Below are 17,452 nucleotides of genomic sequence, written 5' to 3' on the forward strand. Positions count from 1 at the left end.
GCATCACCCTGATGGGCGGCCAATTCAGCTAATTTAGGACTCATGAGGTCCGCTCCCAGAATGCCGGTCCGACGGGTTCGATGAAGTCACCGTTTGCCACCAGGTAGCCATCCTTGTCGATGGTCACCGGAAGTTGTGCCAGTGCCCGTGCGGCCGGACCGAAGATCGGCTTGGCAAAGTGCAACGCGTCGAACTGCGACTGGTGGCACGGGCAGAGAATGCGGTACGTCTGCTGTTCGTACAGCGACGACGGGCAGCCGAGGTGCGAGCAGACCTTGGTGAAGGCGAACAGGTCACCGAAGTTGAAGCTCTCCTGGCCCCGACGCTTGACCACCCGCGAGATGTCCTCGGGCCGGATGCGGATCAGCATCACCGGGTTGCGGACACCCATCGCGATCTCGTTGAGCAGTTCGTGCGACTCGTAGGTGGAGCCGTCGCCGTCGGAGGCCCGCCACGGGAACACCGTCTCCATGCCGCCGGCGTCGATGTCCTCCGGGCGCATCTTGACGAACGGGGAGCTACCCGGCTGGCCGGTGGCGCGCGCCAGGAAGATGGTCTCGCCCTTGAAGCGCGGGGTCCAGCCCGACGTCCACAGCACGGCCTTCTTGCCCTCGGCCGTCGGGACGACCGGCTTCCACGGGTTCTTGATGATGCCGCCGATGAAGGCGACCGCGGTGCCAAGGCCGAAGGCGCCGAGCCCGATGCCGAGCGACAGGCCAATCAGCTTGCGGCGCTTGAGGGTCGAGGTCTCCAAGGCGTCGGTCAGGTTGGCCGCCGTCGCCCTGCGCTCGATCTCGGGGGACCGGCCGTCGTGGCGGTCCTGGATCGAGATCTCCTCGGGGATGAACTTCTTCTGGAAGAGCACCGCGCCGATCCCGATCGCCAGGATCGAGAGGCCGAACGTCAGGCCGTAGAGCGGAGTGGCCAGGCTGTAGACGAATTCACCCGCCGAACCGTAGGGCTGGTACTCCCACGGCCAGAACAGGAACACCAGCAGCAGCGCCAGTCCGAGCACGCCACCGAACAGCAGCCAGTAGGCCACCGTGCGTTCGGCGCGCTTCTCGGCCTTGGTGCCCTCGATGGGCCAGCGGGCCTCCTTGAAGACCGTCTCGACGCCGTCGATACGACCGCCAAGCGCGACGAGTTCCTCGCGGGTCATGGCCGCCAGCTCGGCGTCGGTGGGCTGATTGGTGACGGTGGCTCGCTCGGAGGTGTCGGTGCCCTCCACCTCTGCGCGGGTTCCGTTGCCGTCGTTCACGTTGTCGGTCATGCGCGCGATCCCACCCACATAGCGGCGCCGATGACGGCGACCATCCCGATGATCCAGGCCGCCATGCCTTCTGGCGCGGGGCCGAAGCCGCCGAGGCCGTAGCCGCCCGGATCGGGCGTCTCGGTGGCCTGGCGAACGTAGGCGACGATGTCGTGCTTTTCCTCCGGGCTGAGTTGGCGGTCGGAGAACTTGGGCATGTTCTGCGGGCCGGTCAGCATCGCGGTGTAGATCTGGGCCGGGGTGGCCTCGTCCAGCGGCGGTGCGTACTTGCCGGAGGACAGCGCGCCGCCCTTGCCGGTGAAGTTGTGGCACGACGCGCAGTTGAGCCGGAACAGGTCGCCACCGCGGGCGACGTCGTTGCCGAGCAGGTCCGCGTCCGCCACGGCGCCGTTGGCGTCGCGGGGTGTGACGGGGCCGCCGCCGTTGGCCTGCACGTAGGCGCCGAGGGCGTCGATCTGGTGCTGGTCGAAGACCGGGGCCTTCCGGGGGGCCTGCGCCTCACCGCGCATCGCGGGCATGCGGCCGGTGCTGACCTGGAAGTAGACCGCCGCGTCGCCGGTGCCGATGAGGCTGGGGCCGCGGTCGGGAACGCCCTGAAGGTTCGCGCCGTGGCACGTCACGCAGGAGGTCTCGAAGAGCTGCTTGCCCGTGCGCAGAAGCGCGAGGCTGGACTCGTCGGCGACCGCGACCTGCGGCTTGGGCGTCAGGGTGGCCGCAATGCCACCCGCGACGAGAAGTCCGGTCAGAAGCAGCAGTGCTCCTGACACGCGTCGGCGCAACCGACGGCGAGACTTGTTGGTCATCGATCCCCTTCTCATCGGCGGTTGTGGTGACTGATCGTCGGAAACGCTCATCGCCCGCCCTTATCGCACAAAGTAGATGACGGCGAACAGTGCGATCCAGACGATGTCGACGAAGTGCCAGTAGTACGACACCACGATCGCGGCGGTGGCCTGCGCCGGCGTGAACTTGCTCATCCGCGTGCGGGCCAGCAAGAACAGGAAGGCGACCAGACCGCCGATCACGTGCAGGCCGTGGAATCCGGTGGCGAGATAGAACACCGAGCCATAGGCGCTGCCGGGGATCGTCGTCCCGTGCTCGACCAGGTGGATGTACTCGTAGCCCTGGCCGCCGACGAAGAACGCACCCATCACGAACGTCAGCAGGTACCACCGCCGGAGGCCGAATACGTCGCCACGCTCGGCGGCGAAGACGCCCATCTGGCAGGTGAACGACGATGCAATGAGCACCAGCGTCACCGGCACGGCGAGGAACAGGTTCAACTCGGTTGGGGCTGGCGGCCAGTCACCGCCGGCTTGCGCCCGCGCGGTGAAATACATCGCGAACAGACCAGCAAAGAACATCAATTCGCTGGAAAGCCACACGATGGTGCCGACACTTACCATGTTGGGACGGTTCAGCGAATGCACGCGAGCAGTGATCGCGGTTCCCGAGGTCCCTACAGCACTCGTCACGTCAAGAAGTATGACGCTTTGTAGTTGTCGAACTCCACCCGGGGCACGACATTCGTAATAATCAGTTGGTGACATCAGAGAATTCCCAGACCTGGCCGCAGGTTCTCGGCCGCTTGACCACCCGACGCGCACTCGCAGTTGGGCAGGCCGGGTGGGCCATGGACCAAATCATGACCGGAGTGGCGACCCCGGCTCAGATCGCCGGGTTCGCGATCTCGATGAAGATGAAGGGACCGACGTCGGCGGAGGTGAAGGAGCTCGCCGACACCATGCTGAAGCACGCCCACCTGGTGCCGACCGACGTCATCGGAACGGCCGCGGTGGACGTCGTCGGCACCGGCGGTGACGGCGCCAACACCGTCAACCTGTCCACGATGGCGTCGGTCGTGGTGGCGGCCAGCGGCGTCCCCGTCGTCAAGCACGGAAACCGGGCGGCGTCGTCGCTGTCAGGGGGCGCCGACACCCTCGAAGCGCTCGGCGTGCGGCTCGACTTGAGTCCGCAGGACGTGGCGCGCTGCGTCGCCGAGGTCGGCATCGGTTTCGCCTTCGCCCCGCAATTCCACCCGTCCTACCGGCACGCCTCGACGGTGCGTCGTGAGATCGGCGTTCCCACCGTCTTCAATCTGCTTGGACCGTTGACCAATCCGGCGTCACCGCGGGCCGGTCTCATCGGATGCGCCTGGGGTGACCTCGCCGAGGTGATGGCAGGGGTGTTCGCGACGCGCGGTTCGAGCGTGCTGGTGGTGCACGGCGACGACGGTCTCGACGAGCTCACCACGACCACGACGAGCACCATCTGGCGCGTACAAGCGGGCACCATCGAGCGGCTGATCTTCGACCCGGCGGCCTTCGGTTTCGCACGCGCCGAGCTGAGCGAGCTGACCGGTGGCGACGCCGAGGCCAATGCCGCGTCGGTCCACGAGGTGTTCGGCGGCGCCACGGGTGCCGTACGCGACGCGGTGATCCTCAACGCCGCGGGCGCGATGGTGGCTCACGCCGGGCTATCCAGCGACGCCAAATGGGTGCCGGCGTGGGAGGTCGGCCTGGAGCGGGCCGCCAAGGCGATCGACTCCGGGGCGGCCGAGCAGCTGCTCGCGCGTTGGGCGCGGTTCACCCAGGAGCTCTGACCCGTCGGTCTGGGCGGCGGCCAGCCGCGCGGAGCGGGCCGCCGCCGCCCACGCCGCGTGCCTGCCCGCCGCCGTAGACGGGGTGGCATAGCCGGTCCCGTCGGCGCTCTCGGCGCGGACGATGCGGACCCCCGGCTCGACGAGCCACCGCGCGATCAGTCCTGCCTCCTCGACGAGCGCCCCGCCCAGCGGTGCCGGCTCCCGCAGGATCGACTGCGCGGCGGCGCTGATGGCGTCGACGACCGGCATCGGCGGGACTCCGCGGCGAGCGGTGCCCGCCGCGGCGAGCTGACCGTTCCTGACGATCGCGAGGTGCCAGCCACCCGCGCCGTCCGGCTTGGCGGCGACCAGTTCGTCGACCGCGACGAGGGCGTTGAGGCGTTGGCCGCGCCACACGGTGTCGATTGCGGTGGCCGTGTGGTCGCGCATGCGCGCCGCCGTCTCGTACTTCCCGCACTCGGCAAGCGCTCGGATGTGGGCCAGCGCCCCGCGCAGCGCCGAGTCGTCCGCGCCCGAGACGAGGTCGGCGGCCTTCGCGGGGCCCGCGGCGTACTCGACGGCGCCGACGTCGCGGCCGGCCGGACACGGGGACAGCTCCACCTCGGGGCAGGACGGCCCGTGGAGCGACGAACGGGCCAGCCGGGTGGTGCACGTCCGCACGCCGGTGAAGCGGGCGAGCAGCGTCGCGGTCTCGACGGCGTCGGCGCGTGCGCGGAACGGTCCGATCGCCCGGTCGTGCTTGGGTGCCCGGACGACCGAGAACCTTGGGAAGGCCTCGTCGGTGAGTACCACCCACCACCACCGGTGCGGAAACTTGGAGCGACGGTTGTACGGCGGAGCGTGCGCGGCGAGCAGCCTGAGCTCCCGGACGCCTGCCTCCAGCTCGTGGGCGCACTCGACGTGGTCGACCCGCGTCGTCAGCGACGCCATCTCCTTCATCCGGGTGCGCGGGTCGCTGCCGTTGAAGTACTGCCCGACCCGCCGCCGCAAGTCCACCGCGGTGCCGACGTAGAGCACCTCGTCGGACGGGCCGCGGAAGAGGTACACGCCGGGCCTGCGCGGCAAGGCGGTGGCGAGATGCCGGTTGCGGCGCTGGGCGGGCGTGACGTCGGGCAGGTAGGAGCGGAGCTCGCCAAACGTTCCGATGCCCTGGTTGCCGACGCGCTCGATGAGCGCGTGCAGCACGTCGACGGTGGCCCGCGCGTCGTCGAGGGCGCGGTGGGTTGGCCTGGTGCTGGCCCCGAACAGCTGGGCCAGCGCCGAGAGACGCACGCTCGGGGCCTCGTCGCGGGTCAACACGCGGCGGGCCAGCTTCACGGTGCACAGCACGGGCGGACGCTTCCACGGCAGCTGAAGGCGTTCCGCGGCGGCGCGCAGGAACCCGACGTCGAATCCCGCGTTGTGGGCGACGAGCACCGCGCCCTTCGAGAATTCGAGAAAGGCGGGCAGCACCGAGTCGATGGTGGGGGCGTCGCACACCATGGCCGTGGTGATGCCGGTGAGCGCGACGATCTTCGGCGGGATGGAACGCCCAGGGTCCACCAGGGTGGCGAGTTCACCGATCACCTCGCCGCCGCGGACCTTCACCGCACCGATTTCGGTGATGCCGTCGTAATTGCCGCCGAACTCGTCACCCTTGGCCCGGCTGCCCGTGGTCTCGAGGTCGACGATGACGAACGTGGTGTCACGCAACGAGAGGTCCGCAAGGCCGACCTCGTCCGATCCCGAGTCCCCGAACGCCGCGTCGACGTCGCCGAAGCTCAGCTGGCCCATGGCACGGCACGGTAGGCCGCCGGACCGACATCTCCCGGCATTCACCGTCATCCACGACGTCGACGTGTCGGGCTTGTCGGTGCTCGTGGTTAGCGTGCGCTCATGACTCGAAGGAAGGTATGACGGCCATGACTCGACCAGAGGCGACTCGACACGAGGCGGGACCGGACCTGCCAGACACATCGGGGTCCGAAGCGGGCACCCTGCACATCGACTGCGACGACTGCGCGGTGCGTGGACACGGCTGCCAGGACTGTGTCATCAGTGTTTTATTGGGCGTTCCCGATACGTTGCTGGCCGATGAGCGCCAAGCGCTAGAGGTCCTCGCAGACGCCGGATTGGCGCCTCGGCTACGGTTGGTACCGATTCACCGGAGGCGCGCCGACGGGGTCGCATAGAGGGCCCTCGACGTCGCGGGCAGCGAAATATTCCCGTGGCACCTGTTAAATTTGCGTCCTCTGTTGGACAACCCCGATGCCGTTTCGTAACCTATCTGAGACCTAACGCAGTTCGAGCGGCTCGCTAACGGCAGTTGAAGGACGCGAAATCTTGAGGTTTAACGCTATGCACCGAAGCGCACGTTTACTTCGGCGACCGGTTGTTGGTGCGATAGCTGGAGTGATGGTCTTCGGTGGGGTGCTTGCCGGAACTTCGCAGGCCGATCCCGCGGCCGACGCGCTGGCAAAGCTGAACGAGCTGTCACGGCAGGCCGAGCAGACCACCGAGGCAATGCACAGCGCCGAGTTGGATCTCAACAACAAGCTTGCAGCACAACAGGTTGCCGATCAGAAGCATGCAGCGGACATCGCTGCCGTTGATTCGTCGAAGGCGCAGCTGGCAACCTTTCAGACGTCCGTCGACAAGGTTGCCGCAGCCCAGTACATGGGCGGCCGCACCGACGGTCTCGACGCCATGCTGACGGCCAATTCACCGCAGGGCCTCATCGACCAACTCGCCGTCCAGCGGGTGATGGCCACCGAGATGTCGGCCCAGATGACCAACTTCAAGAGCAGCAGCGTATTGGCGACCAACGCCGAAGTGGAGTCCGCAAAGTCCGCTGCCGACGCCAAGACTGCTGCCGAGCAGGCCGCCGCAGTGCGCGCGGATCTGCAATCCAAGCAAAGCAAACTCCAAGTGCAGATGGCGATCGTCAAGTCGCAATACACCGCCCTGACGCCCGCCCAGCGAGACGCCCTGGCCGCGATCCCACCGACGCCGCCCGTGCCCGCCGCGCCGGACGCGCCGCCGCCGCCGGACGTGCTTGCCTCCGCGCCGGACGGCATCAACCCCGGTGACCTGGCTCCGCCAGAAGCCGCCCCCGCTGCGCCCGCCGAGGGCGAAGGCATGGTCGCCGTTCAGGCCGCGCTGACGCGGATCGGTTCGCCCTATTCGTGGGGAGCCGCTGGTCCGGGCGCCTTCGACTGCTCCGGTCTGGTCATGTGGGCCTTCGGTCAGGCGGGGGTCAACCTCCCGCACTCGAGCCAGGCGCTCGCCCAGGGCGGCCAGCCCGTGTCGATGGACCAGATGCAGCCCGGTGACCTCATCACCTACTACTCCGACGCCTCGCACGTCGGCATCTACATCGGCGACGGAATGATGGTGCACGCCTCGACGTACGGCACCCCCGTGCGGGTCGCCCCGATGGACAATGCGCCCATTCACAACGTCCGCCGCTACTAAGAAGCCGCTACTCGGCCTGCTCCTGCTCGTCGAGCTAGCCGTCGCGGTGGTGCTGGTGTTCCGTCCCGTGGGCGGTGCACCCGAAGCGCCGGCTCCACCCACCGCGACGCACGCTTCCCTCGACGTGCCGACGACACCGTCGGACCCGATGGTGCTGCGCGACGGGAGGACCGTCTCGCTGATGTCACTCGGAGGAGCCCAGACCGCCGACCTGGAGAGCCGGGTCTGGGGCGAACTCGACGGAGCCGCCGACGCCGTCACCGCATTCTGGGGCGACCAGTGGCCGCGCAACATCGTCGTCGTGCTGACCGGGACCGACGAAGAGTTCCGTGCCCTCGGCGTCGCAGATCCCGACATCGCCGCCGCCACCACGGCGCAGCGGATCGTCTTTGCGCCCGGCGCGAGCTCGATGAGCGATGCGTCACTGCGAATCGTCCTCCGCCACGAACTCTTTCACTACGCCGCCAGAAGTCGCACCGCCGCCGACGCGCCGCGCTGGCTCACCGAGGGGGTCGCCGACTTCGTCGGTCGTCCGCCGACGCCGAAGCCCGACCGCCGAGCCGCCGACGCGCTCGCCCACCTGCCGTCGGACGCCGATCTGGACACGGTCGGTTCCGTGCGGTCGCTGGCCTACGACAGGGCGTGGTGGTTCAGTCGATTCGTCGCCAGCCGCTACGGTGCCGACGCGCTGCGCAACCTGTACGTCACCGCGTGCGGGCCTGGGCATCCCGACCAGGCCACCGCCATCAAGCAAGCCCTCGGCGCCGACACGCCCCAGGTGGTTGCCGCGTGGCGCGCCTGGCTCGGCGGATAGCGGGTGGCCAACGTCCTGTTGGTGACCAACGACTTCCCGCCGCGGCGGGGAGGCATCCAGTCCTATCTCGAGAACCTGGTCACCGAACTGGTTACGACCGGTGAGCACACCATCACGGTCTACGCGCCGACCTGGAAGGGCGCCGACGACTACGACCGGCAGGCCGAACGTGCCGACTCGCCGTTTCGGGTCGTCCGGCACCCCACGACGTTGATGATCCCGGAGCCGTCGGTCGCGCTGCGGATGAGACGGCTCATCGGCGAGCACGACGTCGACGTGGTGTGGTTCGGCGCCGCCGCACCCCTTGCACTGCTGTCGCCGCTGGCACGCCGCGCCGGAGCGAAGCGGATCGTCGCGAGCACCCATGGGCACGAGGTGGGGTGGTCGATGCTCCCGGTGGCGCGAACGGCGTTGCGGCGCATTGGAAACGACGCCGACGTCGTCACGTTCATCAGTCAGTACACCCGCAACCGGTTCGCCTCGGCCTTCGGGCCCGACGCCGCGCTGGAGCGGCTCTCGCCGGGCGTCGACGTCGACAGATTCGAGCCCAACTCGGTCGCCAAGGCGCAGATGCGGGCCCGCTATGGGCTCGGCGACCGGCCCGTCGTGGTGTGCGTGTCACGGCTGGTGCCGCGCAAGGGTCAGGACATGCTGATCCGCGCACTGCCCGCGCTCCGCGAACGGGTGCCGGGGACGCGCCTGGTCATCGTCGGCGGCGGCCCCTACCTGGACGATCTTCGACGGTTGGCACACTCCTTCGGCGTCGCCGAAGACGTGGTGTTCACCGAGGGCGTGCCCGCCGATGAACTGCCCGCGCACCACGCGATGGCGGACGTCTTCGCGATGCCGTGCCGCACCCGGGGTGCGGGGCTCGACGTCGAGGGCCTCGGCATCGTGTACCTGGAGGCGTCGGCGATGGGCGTGCCGGTGGTCGCCGGTGATTCCGGGGGAGCGCCGGAGTCGGTGCTCGACGGCACGACCGGCCTGGTGGTCGACGGATGGGACGTCGGGTCGATCACCGCCGCCGTCGGAGACCTGCTGGCCGACCCCGACCGCGCCGCCGAGATGGGCAGGGCGGGCCGAAACTGGGTCGTCGACGAATGGCAGTGGCGCACCAAGGCGCAACGGCTCTCGCAGCTCCTCGCCGGTTAGTTCCCCGGCTTGGCGTAGAGGGCCTCGATGTCGGCCGCGAACTTCTCGGCGACCACCTTGCGCTTGACCTTCAACGTCGGCGTGAGTTCGCCGGTGTCCTCGGTGAAGTCGACGGGCAGGATGCGGATCTTGCGGATCGACTCGGCGTGCGACACCGCCTGGTTGGCGTCCTTGACGGCCAGGTCGACCTCGGCGAGCAGGTCGGGATCCTCGGCGAGGTCGCCGACGGTGGCCGACGCGTCCTTGCCGTTGCGCTGCTTCCAGCCGGGGAACGCCTCCGGGTCGATCGTGATCAACGCGGCGATGAACGGCTGGGCGTCGCCGACGACCATGGCCTGGCTGATCAGCGGATGGGCGCGCAGCCGGTCCTCCAGCAGCGCCGGGGCGACGTTCTTGCCGCCGGCGGTCACGATGATCTCCTTCTTGCGGCCGACGATGGTCAGGAAACCGTCGTCGTCGATGGCCCCGAGGTCACCGGTGTGGAACCAGCCGACTGAGGTTCCATCGCTCCTCGCGTCCGCGGTGAACACCGCGTCGGTCTCCGACGGGTTCTGCCAGTACCCACCGAAGACCACGCCACCGCTGACGAGGAGCTCGTCGTCGTCGGCGAGGCGCATTGCGTTGCCGGGCACCAACTTTCCGACCGACCCGACCTTGACGTCGCCCACCCGGTTGACGGTGATCGCCGCGCTGGTCTCGGTGAGGCCGTAGCCCTCGTAGATGGTGACGCCCACGCCCCGGTAGAAGTGTCCGAGCCGGGCGCCCAGCGGCGCGCCACCGGAGATCGCGGCGCGGCAGTTGCCCCCGAGCGCGGCCCGCAGCTTGCCGTAGACCAGCCGGTCGAACAGGGCGTGCTTGAGGTTCAGCAGCAGACCCGGGCGTCCGGTGGCCTTGGCCTCGCTCCACTCGATCGCGGTGGCGGCGGCCGCGGCGAAGATCTTGTCCTTGCCGCCGTCGCGAGCATTCTGCTCGGCGGTGTTGTACACCTTCTCGAACACGCGAGGCACCGACACCACCAGCGTCGGCTTGAACACCCCGAGGATGGGCACCAGGTTCTTCACGTCGCTGGTGAAGCCGAGGGTGACCTTGTTGCTGAAGGCCGCGATCGTGATGGCGCGGGCCAACACGTGCGCCAGCGGGAGGAACACCAGCAGCTTCTCGCCCTTGTCGAGGAGCGAGGGGAAACACGCCTTCGCGCCGCGCATTTCGTGCAGCAGGTTGGAGTGCGTCAGCTCGCAGCCCTTGGGCCGGCCCGTGGTGCCGGAGGTGTAGACCAGCGTCGCGACGTCGGCCGACTTCACGGCCTCGAGCCGGGCCGTCACGGCCTCCGGATCGGTGTCGCCGCCGATCCTGGCGAGCTCGTCGAGCGCGGCGGGACCCGTGCCGTCGACGCGGTACACGTGACGAAGTGCGGGCAGTTCGGCCTTGAGCCGTTCGACCTTGTCGAAGTGTTCGTCGGTCTCGGCGAACGCCGCGACCGCGCCCGAGTCGGACAGCACGAACCGGATCTGGTCGACGGAGCTGGTCTCGTAGATCGGCACCGTCACCGCGCCGATCGACAGGATGGCGAAGTCGACTATCGGCCACTCGTAACGGGTCGCCGACAGAATTGCGACGCGGTCGCCCGCCTGCACGCCCTCGGCGATCAAACCGCGTGCGGTCGCACGCACTTGGTCGGCGACCTGCGCGCACGTCACGTCGGTCCACGATCCGTCGACGAGACGCTGGATGACGACGTGGTCCGGGTCCTCGGCCTCGTGGGAGAACACGGAGGCGGCCACGGTGTCGTGCTCGCCGACGGTGAACGATGCCGGGACGCTGAACTCGCGCACGATCTGGGCCCTTTCCGACGGGTTGGCCTGGGGTGGACGGATACTTGGACCCATACCCAGTGATGGCAGCCTAGTCGTCCGCCGCCCGCCGGCGACGGCTCGTGTGTGAAGGTGTGAGCGATGAACAGCATCCAGGTGGCGGACGAGACGTTCGTGTGCGCCGACCCGGCCGACGTCGGCGCGGCGATCGCGGACCCGGTGAGTTGGCGGCGATGGTGGCCCGATCTGCGGCTGACGGTGGTCGAGGACCGAGGTCCCGCGGGGCACCGGTGGACCATCACCGGAGCCCTGACCGGCACCATGGAAGTCTGGCTGGAGGCGTCGTACGACGGCGTGATCCTGCACTACTTCGTGCATGCCGAGCCGTCTGGAGTGGCGGCCTGGGAGCTGGCGAAGATGAATCTCGCCAAGGCCAATCATCAGCGCCGCGTGGCAGGCAAGCGGATGGCGTTCGAGGTCAAGCAGAAGCTCGAGGAGTCACGCTCCGTCGGAGTGTCCCGGCTCGCGTAGGTGGTTGATTGAGGACGCGAGACTGGGGTACGGGTACATTTCGGGTCGAATGGACGTGAGTCCAGTAGCGCTCTAGGACCCGGGGAAGTGATCACGTGGCGGACAAGACTGCGCAGACGATCTACATCGACGCCGAGCCCGCGACGGTGATGGACGTCATCGCCGACATCGGCTCCTACCCGGACTGGGTCGCCGAGTACAAGGAGACCGAAGTCCTCGAGAGCGACGACGAGGGCTACCCGATCAGGGCGCGGTTGGTGCTCGACGCCGCCGTGCTCAAGGACACCATGGTGCTGGCCTACACCTGGCCCGCCGACCGCGCGTCGGTGCGGTGGTCGCTGGTGTCGAGCTCCCTGCTGAGGGCCCTTGACGGCGCATACCTGTTGTCTCCCAAGGGTTCCGGCACCGACGTCACCTACGAGTTGTCGGTCGACCTGGTCATTCCGATGATCGGGTTGCTCAAACGCAAGGCCGAACGCCGGCTCACCGACACCGCGTTGAAGGATCTCAAGAAACGAGTCGAGGCTGACTGAGAGCAGCGATCCGGGCCGACCTTCCGCGGCCGGCGGTGCCAGGATCAGCCTCTTCGTCGGCAAGGGTGGAGTTGGCAAGTCCACCTTGGCGACTGCCGCCGCGGTGCGCGATGCGCGCAGCGGCTTGCGAGTGCTCGTCGTGTCGACCGACCAGGCCCATTCCACGGGCGACGTCCTCGGCATCCGCGTGGCGCCGACGGGGGAGCGCCTGCCGACGAGGGTCTTCGCCGACCTCGACCCGGGCAGTGACGCGGGGTCGGGCGGCTTCCTCGACGTCCTCGCCCTGGACACCCTGGCGCTGCTCGAACGGCGGTGGCGGCAGGTGGCCGGCGTGCTGGCCGCCCGATTCCCCGAGTCCGATCTGGGAGACGTTGCACCAGAAGAACTTTCGGCGTTGCCCGGCATCCAGGAGGTGCTCGGCCTCGACGAGGTCGCCGAGCTGGCCGCCTCGGGTCAGTGGGATCACGTGGTCGTCGACTGTGCGTCAACGGCCGACGCGATGCGGATGCTCACCCTGCCCGCGACGTTCGGGCTCTACCTCGAGAGGGCCTGGCCGCGGCACCGCAGGCTGTCCATGGGCGACGAGGTCGCCTCCGCGGGCATCGTCGAACTGGTGGAACGGATCGCCGCCAGCACCGAACGCCTCGGCGAACTCCTCACCGACGCCGCCCTGGTGAGCGCACACCTGGTGCTCACCCCCGAACGGGTAGTGGCCGCCGAGGCGGCCAGGACGTTGGGGTCGTTGGCGCTGATGGGTGTGTCGGTGCACGAGTTGATCGTGAATCAGGTTTTGGTGCAAGACGATTCATACGAGTACCGAAACCTGCCCGAGCACCCGGCATTCGACTGGTACACCGAGCGGATCGCCGAACAGCGCCTCGTCCTCGACGAACTCGACGCCACGATCGGCGACGTCACCCTGGTGCTAGTCCCACATCTGGCGGGGGAGCCAATCGGACCCAAGGCGCTTGCCGAACTGCTCGACGCCGCCAGGCACCGGGACGGATCGGCGCCGCCTGCGCCCGTGCGGCCGGTGGTCGACCGCGAATCCGGATCCGGGCTCGATGCCGTCTACCGGATGCGGTTAGAGTTGGCGCAGGTCGACCCGAACTCGCTGACGCTGGGCCGGGTCGACGACGACCTGATCATCGGCGCCGGTGGCATGCGTCGCCGGGTTCGGTTGGCGTCCGTCTTGCGGAGATGCACCGTGATGGACGCACAACTACGCGGCGGTCAACTGACGGTGCGCTTTCGACCGAATCCGGAGGTGTGGCCGGCATGAGCGACTCCCACACCGACCTTCCTCCCGAGCTGCGACAGCTCGCGCAGTCGATCCTGAACAAGCTGGACCCCGCCGTCAGAATGGCCGCCGCGCGCGCCACCTCGGGCAGCGAGGGCAAGTGCCAACAGGTGTGGTGCCCGGTGTGTGCCCTTGCCGCGTTGGTGTCCGGCGAACAGCACCCGCTGCTCGGCGTGATCGCCGAGCACGGCGTCGCGTTGCTGTCGGTCGTGCGCGCGATGACCGACGCCATGACAGACCCCACGGGCCCCGGTTCCGGCGGCCCCGACACCCCGTCGCCGCCGACCGACCCTCGACCCGGCGGCGATCCGCCGCCATCCGCGCCGGGCCATTACCAACACATCCCCGTCAGCGTCGAGGACTGACCCGCGACTGGGTAGAGTTGTCGCAGGGCACCGTCCGGGAGCCCGCCGCGGGAGGCTCGATGTGGTATTGGCTCTTCAAATACGTCTTCATGGGCCCGCTGCTGACGTTGGTCGGGCGCCCGAAAGTGGTTGGGCTGGAGAACGTTCCGGACCGCGGCGCCGTCATCCTCGCCAGTAATCACCTCGCCGTCGCCGACAGCTTCTACAAGTGCCTGGTGGTCCGGCGTCGGATCACCTATCTGGCCAAGGCGGAGTACTTCACCGGCACCGGACTCAAGGGCTGGTTCACCCGCTGGTTCTACACCGCCGCCGGACAGGTCCCGATCGACCGGACCGACGCCGACGCCGCACTCGCCGCCCTGACGACGGCGAAGCGCATCCTCGGCAAGGGCAAGGTCCTCGGCATGTACCCCGAGGGCACCCGCTCGCCCGACGGCCGTCTCTACAAGGGCAAGACAGGCATCGCCCGATTGGCGTTGGAGACCGGCGTCCCCGTCATCCCGGTGGCCATGGTCGGCACCGACGACGTCAACCCGCCCGGATCGAAGATGTGGCACTTCGGCCGCGTCGAGGTGCGCTTCGGCAAGCCGCTGGACTTCTCCCGCTTCGAGGGGCTCGCGGGCAACCGCTTCATCGAGCGCGCCGTCATCGACGAGGTGATGTACGAACTGATGCAGATGTCCGGTCAGGAGTACGTCGACCTGTACGCCGCCGACGTCAAGGTCGCACTCGAAGGCGGAGCAGGCGGATCCGACGGCACGCCTCCGGCCCGGATGCCGACCTCCGCTGCGGGCTAGGTCGCCGCGTGCGCCGGTGTGGCGTCCGCATTCGCCCCTGACCCGTCGCGCTCGCGCAGCGTGACCGCCCCCGAGACGGCGATCAGGGCCAACGCCCACCACACGTAGGAACCGCCGAGGAGCTGGCGCCACAACGCGGCGGACGTCTCCTCGTGTTCGACCATCAGGTGAATCGGCACGAAGTAGGTCAGCACCACCCCGACCGCGCTCAGGACACCCATCGCGACGCTGCGATAGCGCACCCCGAGCACTCCCGTCGTCAGGATCGCCGGCAACGCCCACACCCAGTGGTGCGACCACGACACCGGCGAGACGACCAAGCCGAACATCGCCACGCAGATCAACGCGAGCACCGCCTGGTCGCCGGCCCGCACCGAGGCGCCCTCGCCCGGCCGCAGCACCCGGCGAACCGCCCACCAGGTCAAGCCGAGCACGGCAAAGCAGGCGACCAACCAGACGAAGAACCGCGGCGTTTCACTGAGCCCGAGGCGGGCCAGGGTGCCCGCGATGTTCTGGTTGGTCAGATAGGTGGCCGTGCCGATCCGGTCGGTGTCGCGGATCGTCTGAGTCCAGTACTCCCACGAATCCCTCGCGGCCAGCACGAATCCGACGGCCGTCGCCAACACCGCCGATGCCACGCTCGTCAGCAGCGCCCTGGTGTCGCGCCGCAGCAGGAAGTAGAGCAGGAAGACGGCGGGCGTCAGCTTGAGCGCGATGGCCACGCCTAGCAGCAACCCCCGCGGCCATGGCGTCTTCTTCGGCACGCAGTCCGCGATGACGAGTGTCATGAGCACGACGTTGATCTGGCCGAACTCGAAGTTCGACCGGATGGGCTCCAGATAGACGGCGGCCGGAGCGACGATCGCCGCGGCCAGCCAGCACCGGCGTTGCCACCCGTCCAGCACCCCGAGGCGGGTCAGCACGATCGCCGTGGTCACCATCAGCAGCACGAATGTGACGGCCGTGATGGTCGCGCTCGCCGCGTTCAGCGACAGCATCGCGAACGGAGCGAAGACGGCGGCCGCCAGCGGTGGATAGGTGAACGGCAGATCGAGGCCTGCGACGGTGTGGAAGAGCACGCCGTCGCGGTAGAGGGACGTGCCGTCGAGCCACGCCCGACCGCCCATTCGGTAGACGTCGATGTCGATGCGATAGGGGGTCACGGCCAGCAGCCGCCACCCCGCCCAGACCACCACCGCGACGGTGAGCAACTGGAACAGCCGCCATCCCGCGCCTGCCCACCACGCTCCGCTGCGGAACTGCCGAATTCTCATGTCGCGGACCAGAGTATCGGTGGCCCCCGGCGAGTCGGGGACCATCCGCTCCACGACGCGCGCAGGTCGGCGTAAGTTTTGCGGGTGTTCGACGATTGGAAGTTCGACTTCGGGCTCGACTTGGCGATCCCGCCTGGCCGGCAACCGCTGATGTGGTGCCTGATCGCGTTTCTGCTGACGTTCCTGGTGACGCGCACGATCGTCCGTTACATCCGGCACAGCGAGAACAACAACGCCGACGGCACCCCGCCCAAGTGGTGGCAACCGCGGAACATGGGTCACGGGACGACCCACATCCATCACGTCGTCATCGGTGTGATCCTGGTCATGGTGTCCGGGGTGACGATGGTGACGCTCGCCGTCGACGGCGGCGTGCCGGAGTTCACCGTCGCCGCCATCATGTTCGGGATGGGCGCGGCCCTGGTGCTCGACGAGTTCGCGCTCATCTTGCACCTGCAGGACGTGTACTGGTCCGAGGACGGTCGCACCTCGGTGGACGCGGTGTTCGCCGCGGTCGCGGTAGCCGGCCTGCTCATCCTCGGCTTCAACCCCCTGTCGTTCTTCGACATCGACATCTGGCGCCAGGACCAAACGCTGCTGGCTCGCGGCGCCGTCATCGGAATAGCCCTGATCACCCTGGCGCTGGCCGTGATGGTGTTGCTCAAGGGGAAGGTGTGGACCGGTCTGGTGGGCATGTTCATCACGCCGCTGCTGATCGTCGGCGCGATTCGGGTCTCGCGCCCGCATGCGCCGTGGGCGCGGTGGCGCTACGGGCGCAGGCCCCGCCGCATGCACCGCTCGCTGGAGCGGGAGCGTCGGCTGCGCCGCCCCGTCGTGTCGGCCAAACTCTGGCTGCAACACGTCATCGCGGGCGAGCCGCACTTCCCCGACGACGTCGAGGTCGACGCCCAGCTCGACCGGGAGATCCATCCGGCTCCGGCCCCGGCGGGGACGGACGCCTCCTGATGCGCTACTTCTACGACACCGAGTTCATCGACGACGGCCGCACCATCGACCTGATATCGATCGGCGTGGCCGCCGAGGATGGCCGCGAATATTACGCTATTTCAACCGAATTCAACCCGGAGCGGGCCGGCGCCTGGGTGCGCAAGCACGTGCTGCCGAAGCTGCCGTCACCGTCGTCGAAGCTGTGGAAGTCCCGTCGTCAGATCCGCTCGGACCTCGAGGACTTCTTCGACGTCGACGGCGACGAGACCATTGAACTCTGGGCCTGGGTGGCCGCCTACGACCACGTCGTGCTCTGCCAGCTGTGGGGACCGATGACCGATCTGCCGCCCGCGATCCCGCGGTTCACCAGGGAGCTGCGGCAGTTCTGGGAGGACCGCGGGTCACCGCGGATGCCGCCGCGGCCAAGGGACACCCACGACGCGCTGGTCGACGCCAGGCACAACCTGACGAGGTTCCGCCTGGTGACGGATCTCCACAGACATGACGAGGACCCCGACGACGACGATGACGGGTCCTGGGCCGCACGCGCCTGAACTGCGGTGATGGGACGGACCGGGATGCAAGCCGACGGTCCGCGCGCA

17 protein-coding genes and 1 pseudogene are annotated in these 17,452 nt (G+C 68.5%); 12 read left to right on the plus strand and 6 right to left on the minus strand.

What is annotated here, in order from left to right; all coding sequences use genetic code 11:
• Positions 1–40 precede the first annotated feature (40 nt).
• From B1790_RS17580 to B1790_RS17590, 3 genes are read right to left on the minus strand one after another with little or no spacing between them, the layout of a single operon-like run.
• Positions 41–1,270: a ubiquinol-cytochrome c reductase iron-sulfur subunit gene (locus tag B1790_RS17580; RefSeq protein ID WP_079924651.1), complete on the minus strand. Its 1,230-nt coding sequence runs from the start codon at positions 1,268–1,270 to the stop codon at positions 41–43.
• Positions 1,267–2,088 carry a c-type cytochrome gene (locus tag B1790_RS17585; protein ID WP_198952035.1) on the minus strand — a complete coding sequence of 274 codons (822 nt, stop codon included), beginning with the start codon at positions 2,086–2,088 and terminating at the stop codon, positions 1,267–1,269. The genes B1790_RS17580 and B1790_RS17585 overlap by 4 nt, the downstream gene beginning before the upstream one ends.
• Positions 2,089–2,133: 45 nt before the next feature.
• Positions 2,134–2,745 (minus strand): heme-copper oxidase subunit III, encoded by a 612-nt coding sequence (locus B1790_RS17590; protein WP_056553916.1) that lies wholly within the window; start codon positions 2,743–2,745, stop codon positions 2,134–2,136.
• A 50-nt stretch (positions 2,746–2,795) separates the two neighbouring features.
• Here B1790_RS17590 and trpD point away from each other — a divergent pair, with 50 nt between their 5' ends.
• A complete protein-coding gene (trpD, locus tag B1790_RS17595; RefSeq protein WP_233165181.1) occupies positions 2,796–3,872 on the plus strand; it encodes an anthranilate phosphoribosyltransferase in 1,077 nt (358 codons plus the stop codon).
• On the opposite strand, the pseudogene B1790_RS17600 reads toward trpD, so the two are convergent.
• A pseudogene (locus B1790_RS17600) lies at positions 3,810–5,828 on the minus strand (DEDD exonuclease domain-containing protein); the annotation flags it as partial. The gene trpD and the pseudogene B1790_RS17600 overlap by 63 nt on opposite strands.
• On the opposite strand from B1790_RS17600, the gene B1790_RS35335 reads away from it, so the two are divergent.
• The 4 genes from B1790_RS35335 (at position 5,774) to B1790_RS17620 (ending at position 9,291) form a co-directional block, all read left to right on the plus strand.
• Positions 5,774–6,043 (plus strand): hypothetical protein, encoded by a 270-nt coding sequence (locus tag B1790_RS35335; RefSeq protein ID WP_233165171.1) that lies wholly within the window; start codon positions 5,774–5,776, stop codon positions 6,041–6,043. The pseudogene B1790_RS17600 and the gene B1790_RS35335 sit on opposite strands and share 55 nt — an antisense overlap.
• 166 nt (positions 6,044–6,209) lie before the next feature.
• Positions 6,210–7,325 carry a peptidoglycan hydrolase RipC gene (gene ripC, locus B1790_RS17610; RefSeq protein WP_142271359.1) on the plus strand — a complete coding sequence of 372 codons (1,116 nt, stop codon included), beginning with the start codon at positions 6,210–6,212 and terminating at the stop codon, positions 7,323–7,325.
• A complete protein-coding gene (locus B1790_RS17615; RefSeq protein WP_079924569.1) occupies positions 7,294–8,139 on the plus strand; it encodes a peptidase in 846 nt (281 codons plus the stop codon). The genes ripC and B1790_RS17615 overlap by 32 nt, the downstream gene beginning before the upstream one ends.
• 3 nt (positions 8,140–8,142) lie before the next feature.
• On the plus strand, positions 8,143–9,291 hold the full coding sequence (locus tag B1790_RS17620; protein ID WP_079924570.1) for a glycosyltransferase family 4 protein: 1,149 nt from the start codon (positions 8,143–8,145) through the stop codon (positions 9,289–9,291).
• Here the strand turns inward: B1790_RS17620 and B1790_RS17625 are convergent.
• Entirely contained in the window at positions 9,288–11,123 is a 1,836-nt protein-coding gene (locus tag B1790_RS17625) for a long-chain fatty acid--CoA ligase (protein WP_079924571.1), read from the minus strand. The two genes, B1790_RS17620 and B1790_RS17625, sit on opposite strands and share 4 nt — an antisense overlap.
• A 120-nt stretch (positions 11,124–11,243) precedes the next feature.
• On the opposite strand from B1790_RS17625, the gene B1790_RS17630 reads away from it, so the two are divergent.
• The 5 genes from B1790_RS17630 (at position 11,244) to B1790_RS17650 (ending at position 14,628) form a co-directional block, all read left to right on the plus strand.
• Complete coding sequence (locus tag B1790_RS17630; RefSeq protein WP_079924572.1) at positions 11,244–11,633, plus strand: polyketide cyclase / dehydrase and lipid transport; 390 nt, start codon at positions 11,244–11,246, stop codon at positions 11,631–11,633.
• A 95-nt stretch (positions 11,634–11,728) separates the two neighbouring features.
• Positions 11,729–12,166 (plus strand): SRPBCC family protein, encoded by a 438-nt coding sequence (locus B1790_RS17635; RefSeq protein ID WP_079924573.1) that lies wholly within the window; start codon positions 11,729–11,731, stop codon positions 12,164–12,166.
• A complete protein-coding gene (locus B1790_RS17640) occupies positions 12,159–13,448 on the plus strand; it encodes an ArsA family ATPase (RefSeq protein ID WP_079924574.1) in 1,290 nt (429 codons plus the stop codon). Before B1790_RS17635 ends, B1790_RS17640 begins: the two co-directional genes overlap by 8 nt.
• Positions 13,445–13,831 (plus strand): hypothetical protein, encoded by a 387-nt coding sequence (locus B1790_RS17645; protein ID WP_079924653.1) that lies wholly within the window; start codon positions 13,445–13,447, stop codon positions 13,829–13,831. Before B1790_RS17640 ends, B1790_RS17645 begins: the two co-directional genes overlap by 4 nt.
• Positions 13,832–13,890: 59 nt before the next feature.
• Positions 13,891–14,628 carry a 1-acyl-sn-glycerol-3-phosphate acyltransferase gene (locus tag B1790_RS17650; protein WP_056553883.1) on the plus strand — a complete coding sequence of 246 codons (738 nt, stop codon included), beginning with the start codon at positions 13,891–13,893 and terminating at the stop codon, positions 14,626–14,628.
• Here B1790_RS17650 and B1790_RS17655 read toward each other — a convergent pair.
• Positions 14,625–15,902: a glycosyltransferase 87 family protein gene (locus B1790_RS17655; RefSeq protein ID WP_079924654.1), complete on the minus strand. Its 1,278-nt coding sequence runs from the start codon at positions 15,900–15,902 to the stop codon at positions 14,625–14,627. The genes B1790_RS17650 and B1790_RS17655 overlap by 4 nt on opposite strands.
• A gap of 150 nt (positions 15,903–16,052) precedes the next feature.
• On the opposite strand from B1790_RS17655, the gene B1790_RS17660 reads away from it, so the two are divergent.
• Entirely contained in the window at positions 16,053–16,868 is an 816-nt protein-coding gene (locus B1790_RS17660) for a hypothetical protein (protein WP_079924655.1), read from the plus strand.
• Positions 16,868–17,404 (plus strand): polyadenylate-specific 3'-exoribonuclease AS, encoded by a 537-nt coding sequence (locus tag B1790_RS17665; protein ID WP_079924575.1) that lies wholly within the window; start codon positions 16,868–16,870, stop codon positions 17,402–17,404. The genes B1790_RS17660 and B1790_RS17665 overlap by 1 nt, the downstream gene beginning before the upstream one ends.
• Positions 17,405–17,452: the final 48 nt, after the last annotated feature.

The sequence above is a fragment of the Mycobacterium sp. AT1 genome (genome assembly GCF_002043095.1).
Taxonomy (GTDB): Bacteria; Actinomycetota; Actinomycetes; order Mycobacteriales; family Mycobacteriaceae; genus Mycobacterium.

Bases quoted from the DNA above. Each gene is read 5' to 3' on its own strand.
- B1790_RS17615 (WP_079924569.1), top strand. From the start codon at position 7,294: ATGCGCCCATTCACAACGTCCGCCGCTACTAAGAAGCCGCTACTCGGC.
- B1790_RS17585 (WP_198952035.1), bottom strand. From the start codon at position 2,088: ATGAGAAGGGGATCGATGACCAACAAGTCTCGCCGTCGGTTGCGCCGA.
- B1790_RS17655 (WP_079924654.1), bottom strand. From the start codon at position 15,902: ATGAGAATTCGGCAGTTCCGCAGCGGAGCGTGGTGGGCAGGCGCGGGA.
- B1790_RS17650 (WP_056553883.1), top strand. From the start codon at position 13,891: ATGTGGTATTGGCTCTTCAAATACGTCTTCATGGGCCCGCTGCTGACG.
- B1790_RS17665 (WP_079924575.1), top strand. From the start codon at position 16,868: ATGCGCTACTTCTACGACACCGAGTTCATCGACGACGGCCGCACCATC.
- B1790_RS17660 (WP_079924655.1), top strand. From the start codon at position 16,053: ATGTGGTGCCTGATCGCGTTTCTGCTGACGTTCCTGGTGACGCGCACG.
- B1790_RS17580 (WP_079924651.1), bottom strand. From the start codon at position 1,270: ATGACCGACAACGTGAACGACGGCAACGGAACCCGCGCAGAGGTGGAG.
- ripC (WP_142271359.1), top strand. From the start codon at position 6,210: ATGCACCGAAGCGCACGTTTACTTCGGCGACCGGTTGTTGGTGCGATA.
- B1790_RS17645 (WP_079924653.1), top strand. From the start codon at position 13,445: ATGAGCGACTCCCACACCGACCTTCCTCCCGAGCTGCGACAGCTCGCG.
- B1790_RS35335 (WP_233165171.1), top strand. From the start codon at position 5,774: ATGACTCGACCAGAGGCGACTCGACACGAGGCGGGACCGGACCTGCCA.
- B1790_RS17630 (WP_079924572.1), top strand. From the start codon at position 11,244: ATGAACAGCATCCAGGTGGCGGACGAGACGTTCGTGTGCGCCGACCCG.